Source organism: Streptomyces sp. NPDC046925 (assembly GCF_040644915.1).
GTDB lineage: Bacteria > Actinomycetota > Actinomycetes > Streptomycetales > Streptomycetaceae > Streptomyces.
Map to the genome: position 1 here is coordinate 1 of NZ_JBEYWZ010000021.1, position 14,763 is coordinate 14,763.

A 14,763-nucleotide genomic window follows, 5' to 3' on the forward strand; every position below is an offset into this window, starting at 1 on the left:
GCGTATTTATGGAGGGTGTCGGCGAGGACGACGAGGGCGGCGATGAGGACGATGGCGCCGAGGATGGGGCCGCCGATGATCATGGCGATGATGCCGAGGACGGCGACGACGACCTTGCAGACGGCGACGATGGTGTCCCAGTTGTCGGTGACCCAGTCGCCGACCTCCTCCCACCACTTGCGGTTCTGGATGCCCGCGTCGGAAGCCTCCTCCAGCTTCTTCTTCGCCGTGCCCGCCGCGTCCTCGCGCATCTTGCGGGCGTCCTCGGCCATCTTCTTGGCCGCGTCCAGGTTGCTCTGGGCGGCGGTGACGTCGGACTTGGCGGCCGTCTGGGCCTTCTCGGCGGAAGTGGCGTTGCGGGTGGCGGCCTTGACCTTGTCGGGGTCCGGCTTGGGGACGTCCTTGCCCTTGGAGTCGTCGTCCTTGTACTTGTCGGCTTCCTTGCCCGCCTTGTCCACCCAGGAGTCGGCCGAGGACAGACGCGTCTGGGCGGAGGACAGATCGCCTTGCGCCTCGCGGCCCTTGGCCAGGGCCTTGTCGGCCAGGGCCTGGGCGCGTTCCAAATCCGGCCAGTACGCGGACAGGGCGTCGCCGGCCATCTCGTAGCTCTTCTTGAGCTTCTTCAGCTTGCCCGGCGCGTCCTCGAACTCCGCCGTGAACGACTCCGCCGTCTTGCCCGCCCACGTGAGGATCGCGTCCTCGCCCGCCATCCCCTTGATGTCCCGCAGGACTTTCGACACATCGTCGGCGAAATCGTGCAAGTTCTTCGCCAGATTCCGCACCCGGTCCGGATCACCCGGCGTCGGGTCCTTGTCCAGGTCAAGGACATGCCAATCCGCCGGACGATTCCCCGCCATCCCGCAACCCCCGCCGCTTCCGCCCCTCAAGTACCCGTACGCACATGCGAAGTTACTAGCTGCGTACGGGGGATGGAAGGCGGCATGGCGGCGTGGCGCGCCTGCGGCAGGAGGGCTCGAGTGGTACTTACTCCGCGAAGCGGAACGTCGACGTCACCGCGTCGAAGATGTCGAAGAACGACTCCGCCAGGTCCAGGACCTGGCTGCTCCCCGCCACCAGTGCGACCTTGCCCTCCTGGCCCGGTACCGGGATGAACGTCTGCATCAGTACGACGCGGATCGTGCGGTCGTCGCCGGGGACCGAGACGTCCTCGATGCCGTATGTGCGGGCCGCAAGGCCCACGCCCGGTATCTCGACCGTCTTCACCTTGCGGTACGTGTCGCCCTCGCGCTTGGCCTCCCGTACGCCGAGCTGGGCGACGATCGCGGCGGGGTCGGTCGGCATCACGTCGCCGTTCGAGGTGCGGGCGCCGACCAGGGAGACCGTGACCGAGCCGGTGATCGGCACGTCGCCGCCGAAGCTCTCCGCCATGCAGCCGCAGTACAGGGCGCCGGACTGCCAGGCCTCCTTGGACGCCTTGCGCAGGAAGCCCTCGAAGGTGTTGCGGTGGGGTTCGAGCTCGGGGCGTTCGCGTACGCGGTCGTTGATCATCTGCCGGATGCTGGCGTCGCGCGACTCCGGGCGGACGTCGAACTCCCACCACGTCTCCGGCACCTTGATGCTGAAACCGCCGCGGGCGATGGTCTGCGCTTCGGTGTAGCGGGCCATGCTGTTGTCCCCGTCCCCTGTGTCGTCCGTCTTTGTCGTCCGTCGACCCGTCGACTTTGGCTGTCAGCGTACGAGGCGGCGGGCAGCGGCCTCACTTTGCGTGGCTAGCTCTCGGCACCTGGCTGTGTGTCTGCGCTCGGCGCAACGTACGTACCTCGCTGCGGCACCGTGAAGACCAGACCGTCTTCGACGAGCACTGCGATCGCCCTGCGGACCGTGGTCCGCGCAAGGCCGTACTGCTGGACCAGCTGAGTCTCGCTGGAGATGGGCCTGTTGGGCAGCCAGTCCCCGCGCTCGATCCGGGCCCGCAGGATGCCCGCGAGCTGTCGGTACGGCGTCACTGGCCCTTCGTGATCGATTTCAGCGTCCGGTTGGAAGTTCATGATCAGGAAGCTACTCGTACAGAGAAGGTCTCTGTCATAGAGGTACGTCTCTATACGTAGCGATACAAGGCGAGCTAAGTTGGGTCCCGTAATGCACAGCACCCCCGCAGCCGCTGGAACGGCCCGGGGGCATGGCCAACGCTGCTCAAGGAGCGTCGACATGAGCGACCCTATCGTTCGATTCCTGGGGTGGATGCTTGCCGCATTCGCCCCGCGACCTCGGGGCCGGCACCGGCTCGAAGGCGTCCCGAACGCACAGATCCCGCCGCCCCCGTGCCCGCCCCGCTTCACCGAAACCCTCGACGGCCGCGCGTCGGCCATCGTCCGCCCCTATGTGCTCACGCCCGGCGAGACCCGGCTCCAGCGCGAACGCCGCCGCGCCCTCTACCTGGCCACCCTCGGCATCGATACGGGCCCGCGCCGCATTCACGGCGTAGCGGTGGCCGCGCGGTGAGCCCGCGTCCTCCGGTGCGGATGTGCGCCCGGTGCCAGCGCACCACCGACGCCCCCGTCCTCGTACACGAAGTGCACGCGGCGAACGGGGCAGGGTTCAACGTGTACGCGTGCGGGGAGTGCGCCCCTTCCTATCCCCCGCCCGCCGACGTCCTGGAGCTGCTCGGTCCTGTTGCTCCGGCCGCCCGGCGCTCCCCCTCTCGTCTCACCGTCCGCGTCTACAAGGTCAATCGCGACGGGGCTGTCATCGAGGAGCGGGGCGAGGTCGAGATCGTCGCGGACGGCGACGACGCTCATCGGCTCCTGTCCGGCGGCTGACCCAGCGGGCAGCCCAGGGGGTGCCCAGGGGGTGCCCAGGGGGTGCCCAGGGGGGTGGCATTGCAGGAAAGTCCCGTCGCGAGGGCGGTTCTGCCGTACCTCGTTGGGACTTTCCTGCAATCCGTAGGCCCACCGTCCCCTGGGAGGGACGGAAGGCGGGCGGGGTTATCCGCGAGGCTCCTCCCACGTCGCCGTCAGGTCCGTGCAGTGCACGGTGATCGTCGCGTCCGTCAGCTCTATCTCGTGCGTCACTCCCCCGCACCCGGCCTCGCATTCGCCCCCGCCCCGCGTCTCACACGGCAGGACCTCGTCCAGGAGCAGGGTGATCGTCTGCGCCCAGTCGATCGACCTTGCGTAGTCGATGGAGAAGCGGGTGACGCCCTCGTACTCGATGCGCAGGCCTTCGTCGTGTTTCCACTTGTTCAGGGCGAATGTCAGCGATGCCCTTCCCGTCCCGCGCGCCGTCCTCGTCGGGAGGGATATATCCGTGAGCTCCAGGTCCTTTACGCAGCGGACGTTCGCGAAGGCGTAATGCTGCGCGTCGGACGCGAAGGCCCACGCTCCGGCGGGCAGGGCGTCCCTGAGGGCGGGTAGCGCCGCCAGGTATTCCCGTGGGTCGACGCGGAAGCCGTGCCATTCCTCGTCCCAATCAACCTGCACATACTTCATCTGGTGGAGCATTCCATTCCGGCACGCGGGGGCGGGCCATTCGTCCGGGCTGCGACCGAACTGGGGCAGTTTGTACGGTCCTTTGCCTCACGAGACATTCACTACTTGGCATTGTGAAACCTGGCGAAGCCATTGACCCCTTCAGTACCTTCAGATGGCTTGTAGAACTGTCGCCCCACCGGGAGTCCCACGTGAACCGCAGTCGCACCCTGCCCGTCGCCGTCGTCTCGCTGACGGCGGCCACTGCTCTGCTTCTGACCGGGTGCGGGGGTGGGGGCGACGAGAAGGATTCGGGCAAGGACAAGATCGCTGGGGCGGATGAGGGCGGCGCGAAGAAGTCCGCGTCGCCGAGCTCTGACGCGAGTGCGGACGCGAAGATCGATCGGCCGGAGATGAAGTTCCCGTCCGATGTCGATCTCACCTTCGACAAGGTCAGCCTGTCGGACGCCGACCAGGCCGCGGCGTGGAATGACGCGCAGAATTACGCGCGGGCCATCGAGTACGGAATCGTCAAGCAGGACGCCGGAGATGCCGGGTACAAGTTCTACTCGGAGATCGGCAGCCCGGCGCAGTCGTACGCGAAGAAGCAGATCAAGGACCACATCGACGCCGGTTACACCGTCACCGGCGAGCGTCGGTACACGGACGTGAAGGTGGAGACGGTCTCGAAGAAGAAGACGGTCGCCGTCACCTTCTGCACCAACGACAACAAGCTCTTCGGCAAGGAAGTCAAGAGCGAGAAGGTCCTCCGCACCAAGCCGAGCATCAAGGACTACTCCTCCTGGCAGATCTCGATGACGGCCTCGAAGCAGACCAAGGGGCTGTGGCGAGCAGATCTGATCAAGGTGGAGGGCGAATCTCAGCAGTGCATGGGATAACGGGGCCAACGGGGATAACGGGGATAGGTATGCGTAAGCCACTTATAGTGTCGGCCGTCTGCGGCTCGCTGCTCTTGATGGCGGGCAGTCCCGCAATGGCAGCGGATCCGGTCGCGATTGACAGCCAGGGTTCCAAAGGGCCGGACCGCACGGTCGGCGCCGCGGCCAAGATCACCTACACACGCTCCGGGAACTCTCCGGGCAGCGGTCCGGTCACGTCCGTCGACCCGAACTGGACGCCGCCGCCGTGCTGGTACGCGCCGGAGTGGAAAGCCAGCGAGTTCGGGGAGTACCGCGACCGGCTGTACTTCGGGGCCAGGCACGACCCCGACGCCCCACGCGACGCCCTGAAAGAGATGTCGGACGAGAACCAGGGCTACCGCAAGGACAACTACAACATCGACAAGGAGAAGGAAGGGATGTGGTGGGGCGCGCAGTTCAGCCCCGACGCCACCGTCGCCGAGCAGGCGAAGTGCAGCGATCCTCCCTTCTGGGTCGACAACGGGGAGACCCCGGACGTCCCGAACGCCATCAGCCCCGAGATCCTCGCGGAACTGGCCTACAACCAAATCCAAGTTCCCGGCACCAAGGTGTCCCTCGCCCCCGACGGTCCCTCCAAGGTGAATCTCCCCACCTGGGCCTGGCTCGACAAGGGGGACTTCCAGCCCGTGTCCGTCACCGCCTCGCTCGACGTGCCCGGTCTGCACATCGAGGCCACGACGACCGCGAAGCCCACCGCGCTCAGCATCAAGCCGGGTACGGAGGACGCCGTGCGCATTCCCGCGTCCGGCAAGTGCGAGCTCAACGACGACGGTTCGATCGGGGAGCCGTACGCGAAGGGCAAGTCCAAGGAGACGCCGCCCTGTGGCGTCACCTACCACCGCTCCTCCGGCAACGGGACGTACAACTTGCAGGCCACCGCCACCTGGGACATCACCTGGACCGGATCCGGCGGCACGGGCGGCGATCTGCCGGACGGCGAGTACGGGGACGATCAGCCGGTCACCGTCGAAGAGGTTCAGTCCGTCAACCGCTGACCCCCGCCGGCGCCGGCGCCGGCGTCGGTTCGCGTTCAGTCGCGCGACCGCGCAGCCTCGCCCCGGCGAACGCAAGCAGGCCCTCCAGCTCGATCTCACGCGGCGCAACAGCGTCAGCCGCGTCGGGGTCCGGCGGGGGGCCTGCTGCCGTTCCCCACTCCGCGATGAGCCAGGGGCCGGAGTGCCAGTCGACGGGCACGAAGAGCCCAGCGATATCAGCCGCGTCCCGCAAATCCCGAAGTAAATGGAAGCAAAGAGGCAGGCAAAGGGAAAGGAAAGAAGTGCTGATGGGCGCCAATCCCTTGCCTCTCAGCGGGAAGCCGCCCTTCACTGCCCCTTCACATTTAAGGTTTCGCCACCCATCTCTCACTCGACCTTCGCTCTAGCAAGTACCCATCCCGACGAATAGCGTTGGCCCCCTTGGCGATACGCTCGCCGGACGGGACTCGTGTGTGAACTGCCGCCGGGCTCCGGTACGCCGACCACCCAGAGGACCCGGGGGACACCACGTGAGCGATCTACGCCTCGACGACACGATCTTCGAAGAGCTGCGGAAGACGTTCTCCACGGTCAGCGATCGCATGGACGCCGCACGCCGTGCCCTGCGCAACACCGACGGCTCGGCCGTGGGCGCGGGCAAGCTCGTCGAGGATGTGCACGAGTTCGCCGATGAGTGGGGCTACGGCGTCAAGCAGCTCGGCAAGCACACGCACGGCGCCGTGAAGATGATCAACAAGATCGGCGAGAAGTTCAGCGAGCTCGACCAGGAGCTCGCCGAGTCTCTCAAGTCGGCGAAGGCGGACTCGAAGTCGGACTCGAAGAGCTCGAAGAAGAAGGGCAAGTAGCGTGGGGAAGCGGCCCGCCTTCCCGCACATCGGCTGGGACCCCACCCCCGGGGACGTGACGGACACCCGTGAGATCGCGAAGAAGCTGGGCGGGCTCGCCACGGAACTCGGTACTGCCGTACGGGACTTGGAGCGGATCGAGTGCGGGGCCTGGAAGGGCAAGACCGCGCTCGCCTTCACCGAGTACATCGGCCATGACGTCACGCCCCTCGTACGCAAGAGTCATGAGTCGTTCGACAAGGCCTCGCGGGCACTGCACAAGTGGGCCGGTGAGCTCCAGGACTTCCAGGACGAGGCGGACCGCCTCGAGAAGTCGGCCGGGGAGAAGCTCGACGCGCGGGAGGAAGCGAAGCCCGACAGCGACGAATCCGCCAAAGCGTCGGGGGACGTCGACGGGGTCGCCCAGAAGGTCTATGAGCTGGAGGAACGCTATAAGCGTGCCGCCGGGGCCATCAGCAAGGAGCTCGACAAGGCCGGCGACATCGCCCCGGACGAGCCCGGCTTCTGGGACAAGCTCACCAAGGGCGTCGCCGAGGCGTGGGACGCCACGGGAAAGTGGATCAAGGACCACGCCGACATGATCAAGCTGATCGGCGATCTACTGAGTGACCTGACCGCGGTTCTGGGCCTGCTGGCCATCATCACGCTGCCGTTCCCGCCGCTAGCGGCGATCTTCGGTACGGCCGCGCTGATCGCGAGCGGTCTCGCGCTCGCGGCGCACGGGGTCGCCAAGGCCGCTGGAGCAGACGTGAGTTGGGTGCAGCTCGGACTGGATGCCGTGGGGCTCATGCCAGGTATCGGCATGTTCAGCAAGGCCACCAAGGTGGTCGGCGAGGCCAAGGCAGCCACCGCGCTCAGCAACCTCGGCAAGGGATTCAATTCCACCCACATCGGAAGCTCTCGCATTCTGATGTCCTTCGGCAAAAGCTCTAAGGGCCTCACCGGCGGGATCGGCAAGGGCGGCCTCGTGAAGATCGGTGGCATGTCCGACGACGTCTTCGAAATCTCACACGCGACCAGTGGTCTGAAGTCACGCATGGGAGGGCTCGCCGCCGGGGGCTATCACGAGGGTCAGTGGCTCGGCACGAAGACCCTCAACATGATCCCGAAGGTGAACATCGACCCCACGGGGGCCGGAATCGCCATCGATGCCGGAGCCAAGATCTTCCCCAAGATCACAAGCATCCACCAACACGTAGGGGAGGCCCTCTTTCCTGGCGACCAGTTCGAGAAGTCGGCCGCGGGACATTGATCGCACACCGCCGACTGGCAGAGTGAGAATGCGGGGCAAAGGCCGCAGACTCACCACACAGGAAGATACGTACGTACATGGATATCTGGCAGCCTGAACCGGGCGAGACTCTCCTGGCGCGCGTACCGGTCACCTTCGCGTCCGGTGCGGCGATGCGCGTCAGAGGTATGCGCTGGTTCCGCGACACCGAGCGCAATGACATCCAGAGTGAACTGCGCAACTGGCCCGAAGGCCCTCTGTACACGGCTCGCTCCGGCGGGGACACACTGGCACGGAACGCCGCCAAGGGCGGAATCCTCGCTCTGGGCGGCATCATCATGGCCGCCCTCAGCTCTGCCGGGGGCAACCTCAGCGGTGGCTCAGGATCGGACTCCGGCTCTGACACCCCGCACGACCCCGCCGACGAAGTGGCGGACTTCCCTGTCATGTGGGCGGCGTCCGGCACGATCGCCCGCTCCCTCCCCTGGCAGCTGGACCCCGGGCGCTCGGACACAAAGCGCTACCAAACCCACGCGATCCTCACCGACCGCCGGCTGGTCATTGTGGGCCTCCCCTTCTACAAGAAGGACCTGGAGATCATCGAGGACGAGGTTCTCTGGCAGATCCCGCGTTCGGCCATCAGCGGTATCGAACCCCGGGACTTCAAGGACGGGGACGATTTCAAGGTCACCTTTACGGACGGCTCATGGTGCAGGCTGAGCAGCTTCAGACGGCAGCGAATCCTCCGATTCATGCCTCCTTCAGTTGAGTTGACCCCGCTGGAATCTCTGACTTCGGCGCAGCAAAGAACCGTGGCAGCCTTCGTCGCCTCGAAGGTTCAGGCGCCGGACGCAGCCTCTCCCAGCGTCACTCGCCGCCCGAGCGGCCACTTCCGGGTCGAGATTCTGCTTCCGAGCAGGTTCAGTTCCTTCTTCGGCGCCCCCGACGTGAGCATGGTCATGGACTCCGACGGCAGACAACTCGAGATCACGGAATATCACTCGGAAGACTTCTGAATCCTGTCTCCTGGCCCTGTCTCTCCCCCCAGAACGGTCGCTTCATGACGCCCTCCGCCGACTCCACGAGCGTGCTTCGGCCTGCCCCCACTGATGGTGTCGAGCCCCCGCCCATCTGGTTCCTGGTCCCCGACGGCTTCTTCGCCCTCCCCCTGGCCGCCACGACCGAGGAGCGCGCCGAACTCTCCCGGGAATTCGTACGCGGCCTCTACTCCCGCGGTGACGACAGCATCTGGGAGCCCGCCGCCTCCTACTACGAGGGCGTCGCCGAGATGATGGCGGACACCGGCGTCTCGTACTCGGCGATGGGACTCTTCTCCACCGTCGATGCGGACGACGGCGAAGACGCGGAGACGGAGGTCACCGAGCACACCAGCGAAGCCGAGGCCCGTTACGAAGGTGCCGACGGTGTCGCCCAGTGCGCCTTCACCGTGGCCGCTGTGCCAACGGGCCAGGCCTCGGAAGATACCGACATCGCCGCCCAGGGCATCCTGGCTGCCCTCTCCCGGGAGCCACACAATGACGCCCGCTGGCTCGATCTCCCGTGCGGGCCGGCGGTCTCCTGCATCACGCTGACCGAGTACAAGCTCAGCCCGCAGGTGACCGCGTCCGGCGAGCCGATGGATCTGCTCACCGGACAGATCCAGGTCCATGTCCCCTTCCCCACCGGCCCGTTCACCGCGATCTTCACGCTCAACACCGCGTCCACGGATTACTGGTCCGAGTTCTGCGACATCATGACTGCCGTCCTCCAGACAGTGAGTTTCACGAGGCCCACGGAGGATGAACTCGCAGAGGACGAAGAGGAGCCTTCAGGGGGCTCCGCGACGCCGAGCCCTGCGGCCTGATCCCGCCATGGACTGGTACCCCAGCCCCGAAGAGGACGTGCTCCTGCGCACAGCGGCGAAATTCGCCACCGGCATGGCCCCGGCCGTCGCCGGATCCCGCTGGTTCCGCAACCCCGAGCGCGAGGACATCCAGCAAGAGTTGGAGGGAAGGCAGGATTGGCCCGCCGGGCCCTCCTACGAGCTGAACTCCACCGGCGACAAGGCGGCCCGCCGCACAGGCCGTGCACTCCTCGTCGGCATCCCCATGGGGGCGAACATCATCGCCAACCTCGGCGGCGCTTCGGGCACGCCTCTGGGAGAGGTGCCCATGCGCGGCAAGCCCCAGGACCCCGCGAACGAGGTCGAGGACTTCCCCGTCATGTGGGCCGCGCCCGGCGCCCTCGCGCGCAGCGTTCCCTGGCAGTTGGACCCTGGGCGACGGCCCAAGGAGCTCGCGACCGATCTGGTTCTTACCGACCGGCGGCTGATCTTTCTCGGTACTCGTTGGGGGACCCTCGACAAGGCCGAGGTGTTGGGGGAGTTTTCGCGTGACGCCATCGCCGGGGCGCGGCAGATGAAATTCAGCGAGATCAGCGCAGATGTCCGCATCACGTTCAGGGACGGCTCCTGGGTCCGGCTTTTCACGGGTACTCCGGACAGCGCGGAGCGGCTCGATCAAGTGCTCAGCGGCACGGTTCGGCTTCTGACGGAGCGCACCCTCTCCGCGGGGCAGCGAGCGCGGGTGGAGCAGTTCATGGGCGGGCTGCCCAAGACAGCGCATCCGCCGACCTTCACCGTGCTCCGCAGCGGTGTCGTCCTGGTGGAGTCCCGTGTCGCCGTCAGGGCCGGCTCCGGGGTCTTCGAGACGCACTCCCTCTTGATGGACGACGAAGGGCGCCCGGCGCAGGCCGCCGACGACGATCTCTGAGCCGGGCGGCCGAACAGCCGAACAGCCGGGCAGCCGGGCAGCCGAACTGAAGGATCACGTAATGACAGCTTGGACGCCCGAGCCCGGCGAGACCCTCCTCGCCCGGATTCCCGTCAGCTTCGCCACCGGTGCGGCCACCCCCGTGTCCGGTATGCGCTGGTTCCGGGACGAGGAACGGCGGGATATTCAAGGGGAGTTGGCGGGGTGGCCCGATGGGCCCGTCCATACCGCCCGCTCACAGGCCTCCCGTCTCGCCCGTCGGGGCCTCAAAGCCGGTCTCCTCGTCGCCCTTGTCGCCGTCGTCGGAGCTCTCGGCAACAGCGGGGTCGGCAACATCAGTACGCTCGGCCGGTCCGACGACCCGGAGGACGAGGTCGAGGACTTCCCCGTCATGTGGGCCGCGCCCGGCACCCTCGCCCGCGCCCTGCCCTGGCAGCTCGACCCCGCCCGTCGGCCAAGCACCGACCGCACCCACGCGATCATCACCGACCGGCGTCTCCTCGTCGTCGGGCTGCTGGACGACGCGGAGACCATCTGGGACGACGTCCTGTGGGAAGCGCCGCGTTCCGCCGTCAGGCGCGTGGAGCCGCGTGACTTCGGGAGCGGGGGCGACGTCAAGGTCGTCTTCGCGGATGGTTCGTGGTGCAGGCTCCGCAGCCGGTGGCGTGATGCGTTCGTGGAGCACCTGGGCAACCTGGTCCCGGAGGTCGTCGGTCTTGAGGCGCTCACCACTGCCCAGCGCATGACCGTCATGGCCTTCGCCGCCGCACATTCCGCCGCCGGTACGCCGCTCGTCACCCGGCAGCCCGACGACAATCTCCTCGTCGCGATCCGGGCGTCGGACCGTGTCAGTCCGTCCCTCGGGCTCTGCGCAGGCTTGCGGCCCATGGTCATGGGTCCCGACGGCGAGGAAATCAAGGACGAGTGGATGGCCAGCTCCCTCACCCCGCCCCGTCACCGCACTCCCCTCGCCCCCATGGAAACGCCCTCGTCGCGACAGTAAAGTGCGCCCAATGAGCTACGGGGTGGAGCAACGGGTGAGCGGTACGGAGAGCAGTACGGGGAGCGGGGGCCGCGAGGGGCCGGATGGTGCTGGGGGCATAGCGCGCCTGAGCCCTCACGACCGGCCCCTCCCTGAACGCCCCCTCCTCCTCGCGATGCTCGCCACCCTCTGCTCCGTACTCCTCCTCGCCTCCGGCCAAACGCACCCCGCGAGCGCCGCCGCGCAGGACGCCGGGAACGACCCCGCCCGGGCGACAACCCAAGCCGCCGCCCTCGCAGACCTCCTGCGCCGCGACCCCGTCCACGTCACCGACCAGCTCCCCCGCGACATCCCCCGCTCCGCCGCCCCCGACTTCGCGAAGCTCGCCAAGCGGACCGGCGTGCCCACGTACGTCCTCGTGCTGCCCGAACAGGACCGTGGCGACGAGCTGCTCGGGGCCGTGCACGATCGGCTCGGGCGGGACGGGCTCTATGTGCTCGTCGATGACATGGGGGTCTCCGACGCCGCGGCCTACGGGGTACGCGCGCCCGCCGACGACGCGTTCACCGTGTCGCTCTATGAGCTGCCGTACGACGCCGGGCCCCTGCTCAGCTTCGAGCGGTTCACCGACGTCATCGCGCTCGGCGGCAAGAAGGCCGCCGAGCGTGCGGAAGCCGCCCGCGAGAAGAACGAGGCCTCGGGCGGCGAGGGCGTCGACAAGATGCACATCGACCCCGTCGACCGCGACAACCAGTCCTTCGTCACCGGGATCGCCCTCACCGGCGTACCGCTCCTGATCCTCTTCCTGAGTCCGTATCTGCGGCGGTGGATCCGGCGGCAGCGCGCCGCGCGCGGCCCGGGTGCGAAGGAGCAGCCCAGCGGCCCCCGGCGCCACCTCACCCCCTTCCGCATCGAGGTTGGTGTCGCCGTACTCGCCGCCGGTGCGGTCGCCCTCGGCGCCTTCCTCGCCTTCCACGAGGACTCGGCCCGTACGTCCCCTCCGCCCACCGCGTCCGACCTGTCCAGCCGCGTCGAGCGCGTCGCCGCCGGGCTGAAGCAGGAGGGCCAGGCACGCGGGGCGGTCTACAGCGACCCGGAGAGTCCGCGCCCCCTCGACTCCGCTCAGCGCCGCGAACTGCTCCACCGCATCGAGAAGTTCGACCGCGGGCCCGTCCGCATCCTCCTCGTCCCGCAGCTCACCGAGGACGAGTCAGGCGGCGAGCCCGAGATCTTCGTGGAGGCCGTGCGGCAGAAGATGGGCGGCGAGGGCGACCACGGCGTGTACGTCGTCGCCGATCCGATCGGCGGATCCATCGACGTCGTCACGTACGACGTCCACATCAAGGCCAATGACATCGCCTTCGGCATCCCCGACTCCATCCGCTACGGCGATGACGACGACCGCTCCGCCGACCACCAACTCGGCGAACGGCTCGACGACCTGATGACGTTCCTCGAAAAGGCGCCGCGCTCCGAGCGCGCGGAGACGTCCTCGCTCGGCATGGACGACGCGCCCGAGCCCGTCGAGGACGAGGCCCTGCGCCCGCTCTTCTCCGGCGACTTCTGGCCGGGTCTCATGATCGGCGCTCTCGCGGCCGGGCTGCTCTTCGGGATCGTCGCGGCGCTCCTGGGCCTGCTGCGGCTCGCGGTGCCGGGGCTGCGGCGGACGCCGGCCACCACCGTGTCGCCCGACGGCACCCTTGGCTTCTCGGCGCCGCCGGACCCCTCCGCTGGTTTCCTGCGCCGTACCGCGCGCGACGAACTCGACGCGCTGGCGCGCGAGTTCGACCCGGAAGCCGCTCTCCGCTCCGCCGTCCGCACCCGCGTCTACGACTGCCTCGACGCCGCGACGCTGCTCGTCGATCGCGACCCCGACGGACATGTCGACGACGACGCCACGCCATCCGACCTCGCCGCCGCGATCGTCCTTGCCCGGGCCGGCCGGAGCGCGCTCACCGGCAACGACAAGCCCTGCTGCGCGCTCAACCCGCTGCACGGGCCGTCCACGGGCTGGCGCGACGGCCGGTACTCGCCGGACGACCAGCGTCTGCGCACCATCCCGGTGTGCGCGGAGTGCCGCCTCCTGGTCGAGGTGCAGCCGCGCCTGGCCTACACGCTCCGGCTCACGCTGCCGGGGTCGGGCCGCTCGGAACGCGTGCCCTACGAGGACGCGCCGGGGCCGCTGCCCGCCATCACCAACGGAGTTGCCCAACTCATCCGCCAGGTACGGGAGTACGCCGGTGTTCAGTGACCTGAAGCGTCTCACCGCGGCCGCGATCGTCGCCCTCGCCGCCCTGCTCGCCACCGCCACGCCCTCCGTGGCGCAGGTTCCGAGCGCGCCCAGCCCCGGCCAGAAGATCGCCGACGCCCTGCGCGAGTCGCCGGTGTACGTCGACGCCTCGTACGCCGACTCCGTGCCGCCCGCCCGCCGGAAGCAGCTCGCACGGCAGATCGAGAAGACCGGCCTGCCCATCAAGGTGGCTCTGGTGCCGCTCGTCCAGGGCGACGCGTACGAGGGCGAGTCCGACGTGTTCGCGGAGGTCGTGCACGACCGCCTCGACCAGCGCGAACTCATCCTCGTCACCGGCGGCGACAAGTGGAGCGGCAACCTGAACGGTTTCGAGTGGCCGGGCGAGAAGCAGCAGGCCCGCGACGCCGTGGGCACGGTCGGTTTCCTGGACGAGATGAAGGACGCGGGGCTCGCCGAGCAGACGGCCAAGGCGATCGAGCTGATCGCGCGGGGCGACGGCACGAAGGCGTACGAGAAGGCCACGGAAGACCTGGGGAACGGCAGCAGCGGCAAGGGGAACGGCAGCCTCCCCCGCCAGGAGACGGCGGAGAAGGACGACGACTCGTCCTGGCCCTCCTGGCTGCTGCCGGTGGCGGTCGCGCTCGCCCTGGCCGCAGCGGGCCTCGTCCTTTTCGTACGACGCCGGGGGCGCGGCCGGCCCGGCCAGCACCCGACTGCCACGGGAGCGCCGTTCGCCTTCCCGCAGGCGGTGTTCGCGGCGGCGCGCACGGCGGACGAGGCGGCGCTGCGACGCCAGACGGAGGCGGAAGTCCTCGCACTCGGCGAGGCGGCGGCCGAGGCACCCCCGGCCTCAACACCCCACCTCCAGCGCGCACTTGACGCCTACGCAGCTGCGGGCACCGTGCTCGACTCGGCGCGCGGCCTTCCTGACCTGGCGGGCGTACTCGCCCTGGTGGCGGAGGGCCGCGACGCACTGACCCCGCACCGCGACGGCACACCCGCGCCCCTCCCCCTCTGCTTCTTCAACCCCCTGCACGGCCGCGCCGACGCGCGCATCCGATGGCGTCCACTGGGCCGACGCGATCAGCTGCGCGTGGCGGCATGCGCGGAATGCGGATCGGCGGTACGCGCCCGCCGGGCACCAGAGGTACTGACGGCCGACCACGAGGGCCGCACAATCCCGTACTTCGAAATCCCGGCCGCCGAGAGCGTCTGGGCAGCCACGGGTTACGGCTCCCTGCTCCGAAACACGGAGACGGAGGCGGACGGCCTCGCGGTGCGGGTGGGGCGGGGGGACTTTTCGCGGGGGCGGGGGTAGG

At 68.4% G+C, this 14,763-nt stretch carries 16 protein-coding genes; 12 read left to right on the forward strand and 4 right to left on the reverse strand.

Going from position 1 to position 14,763, the window contains the following annotated elements; all coding sequences use genetic code 11:
* The 3 genes from ABZ906_RS43695 to ABZ906_RS43705 form a co-directional block, all read right to left on the reverse strand.
* Positions 1-857: putative T7SS-secreted protein (locus ABZ906_RS43695; protein WP_361392718.1), on the reverse strand; the 857-nt coding region annotated here is incomplete at its 3' end.
* Positions 858-984: 127 nt separating this feature from the next.
* Entirely contained in the window at positions 985-1,626 is a 642-nt protein-coding gene (locus ABZ906_RS43700; RefSeq protein ID WP_361199641.1) for a hypothetical protein, read from the reverse strand.
* Positions 1,627-1,730: 104 nt separating this feature from the next.
* Positions 1,731-2,009 carry a GntR family transcriptional regulator gene (locus ABZ906_RS43705; RefSeq protein ID WP_361392721.1) on the reverse strand — a complete coding sequence of 93 codons (279 nt, stop codon included), beginning with the start codon at positions 2,007-2,009 and terminating at the stop codon, positions 1,731-1,733.
* A 160-nt stretch (positions 2,010-2,169) separates the two neighbouring features.
* Here ABZ906_RS43705 and ABZ906_RS43710 point away from each other — a divergent pair, with 160 nt between their 5' ends.
* Positions 2,170-2,463: a hypothetical protein gene (locus ABZ906_RS43710; RefSeq protein ID WP_361392724.1), complete on the forward strand. Its 294-nt coding sequence runs from the start codon at positions 2,170-2,172 to the stop codon at positions 2,461-2,463.
* A complete protein-coding gene (locus tag ABZ906_RS43715) occupies positions 2,460-2,780 on the forward strand; it encodes a hypothetical protein (protein WP_361392727.1) in 321 nt (106 codons plus the stop codon). Before ABZ906_RS43710 ends, ABZ906_RS43715 begins: the two co-directional genes overlap by 4 nt.
* Before the next feature lie 165 nt (positions 2,781-2,945).
* Here ABZ906_RS43715 and ABZ906_RS43720 read toward each other — a convergent pair whose 3' ends face one another.
* Positions 2,946-3,449 carry a hypothetical protein gene (locus tag ABZ906_RS43720; RefSeq protein WP_361392730.1) on the reverse strand — a complete coding sequence of 168 codons (504 nt, stop codon included), beginning with the start codon at positions 3,447-3,449 and terminating at the stop codon, positions 2,946-2,948.
* Positions 3,450-3,640: 191 nt separating this feature from the next.
* Here ABZ906_RS43720 and ABZ906_RS43725 point away from each other — a divergent pair, with 191 nt between their 5' ends.
* From ABZ906_RS43725 to ABZ906_RS43770, 10 genes are all read left to right on the forward strand, one after another.
* Complete coding sequence (locus tag ABZ906_RS43725) at positions 3,641-4,327, forward strand: hypothetical protein (RefSeq protein ID WP_361392735.1); 687 nt, start codon at positions 3,641-3,643, stop codon at positions 4,325-4,327.
* 95 nt (positions 4,328-4,422) lie between these two features.
* Positions 4,423-5,364, forward strand: a complete 942-nt coding sequence (locus ABZ906_RS43730) for a hypothetical protein (RefSeq protein WP_361199630.1) — start codon at positions 4,423-4,425, stop codon at positions 5,362-5,364.
* Between the two features lie 509 nt (positions 5,365-5,873).
* Positions 5,874-6,209, forward strand: coding sequence for a hypothetical protein (locus ABZ906_RS43735; protein WP_361199628.1), 336 nt, complete (start codon positions 5,874-5,876; stop codon positions 6,207-6,209).
* Between the two features lies 1 nt (position 6,210).
* Positions 6,211-7,461, forward strand: coding sequence for an enoyl-CoA hydratase/isomerase family protein (locus ABZ906_RS43740; protein WP_361392737.1), 1,251 nt, complete (start codon positions 6,211-6,213; stop codon positions 7,459-7,461).
* A 167-nt stretch (positions 7,462-7,628) separates the two neighbouring features.
* Entirely contained in the window at positions 7,629-8,456 is an 828-nt protein-coding gene (locus tag ABZ906_RS43745; RefSeq protein ID WP_361392739.1) for a hypothetical protein, read from the forward strand.
* Between the two features lie 44 nt (positions 8,457-8,500).
* Complete coding sequence (locus ABZ906_RS43750) at positions 8,501-9,304, forward strand: hypothetical protein (RefSeq protein ID WP_361392741.1); 804 nt, start codon at positions 8,501-8,503, stop codon at positions 9,302-9,304.
* Positions 9,305-9,311: 7 nt separating this feature from the next.
* Positions 9,312-10,211: a hypothetical protein gene (locus ABZ906_RS43755; protein WP_361392743.1), complete on the forward strand. Its 900-nt coding sequence runs from the start codon at positions 9,312-9,314 to the stop codon at positions 10,209-10,211.
* A gap of 61 nt (positions 10,212-10,272) precedes the next feature.
* Positions 10,273-11,214 carry a hypothetical protein gene (locus ABZ906_RS43760; RefSeq protein ID WP_361392745.1) on the forward strand — a complete coding sequence of 314 codons (942 nt, stop codon included), beginning with the start codon at positions 10,273-10,275 and terminating at the stop codon, positions 11,212-11,214.
* Positions 11,215-11,368: 154 nt separating this feature from the next.
* Positions 11,369-13,444 (forward strand): hypothetical protein, encoded by a 2,076-nt coding sequence (locus ABZ906_RS43765; RefSeq protein WP_361392747.1) that lies wholly within the window; start codon positions 11,369-11,371, stop codon positions 13,442-13,444.
* Positions 13,434-14,762 carry a hypothetical protein gene (locus tag ABZ906_RS43770; protein WP_361392749.1) on the forward strand — a complete coding sequence of 443 codons (1,329 nt, stop codon included), beginning with the start codon at positions 13,434-13,436 and terminating at the stop codon, positions 14,760-14,762. Before ABZ906_RS43765 ends, ABZ906_RS43770 begins: the two co-directional genes overlap by 11 nt.
* Position 14,763: the final 1 nt, after the last annotated feature.

Excerpts from the sequence above, each read along its gene's own strand:
- ABZ906_RS43710 (WP_361392724.1), top strand. The coding sequence starts at position 2,170 with ATGAGCGACCCTATCGTTCGATTCCTGGGGTGGATGCTTGCCGCATTC.
- ABZ906_RS43765 (WP_361392747.1), top strand. The coding sequence starts at position 11,369 with ATGCTCGCCACCCTCTGCTCCGTACTCCTCCTCGCCTCCGGCCAAACG.
- ABZ906_RS43730 (WP_361199630.1), top strand. The coding sequence starts at position 4,423 with ATGGCAGCGGATCCGGTCGCGATTGACAGCCAGGGTTCCAAAGGGCCG.
- ABZ906_RS43750 (WP_361392741.1), top strand. The coding sequence starts at position 8,501 with ATGACGCCCTCCGCCGACTCCACGAGCGTGCTTCGGCCTGCCCCCACT.
- ABZ906_RS43720 (WP_361392730.1), bottom strand. The coding sequence starts at position 3,449 with ATGAAGTATGTGCAGGTTGATTGGGACGAGGAATGGCACGGCTTCCGC.
- ABZ906_RS43760 (WP_361392745.1), top strand. The coding sequence starts at position 10,273 with ATGACAGCTTGGACGCCCGAGCCCGGCGAGACCCTCCTCGCCCGGATT.
- ABZ906_RS43700 (WP_361199641.1), bottom strand. The coding sequence starts at position 1,626 with ATGGCCCGCTACACCGAAGCGCAGACCATCGCCCGCGGCGGTTTCAGC.
- ABZ906_RS43755 (WP_361392743.1), top strand. The coding sequence starts at position 9,312 with ATGGACTGGTACCCCAGCCCCGAAGAGGACGTGCTCCTGCGCACAGCG.
- ABZ906_RS43745 (WP_361392739.1), top strand. The coding sequence starts at position 7,629 with ATGCGCTGGTTCCGCGACACCGAGCGCAATGACATCCAGAGTGAACTG.
- ABZ906_RS43705 (WP_361392721.1), bottom strand. The coding sequence starts at position 2,009 with ATGAACTTCCAACCGGACGCTGAAATCGATCACGAAGGGCCAGTGACG.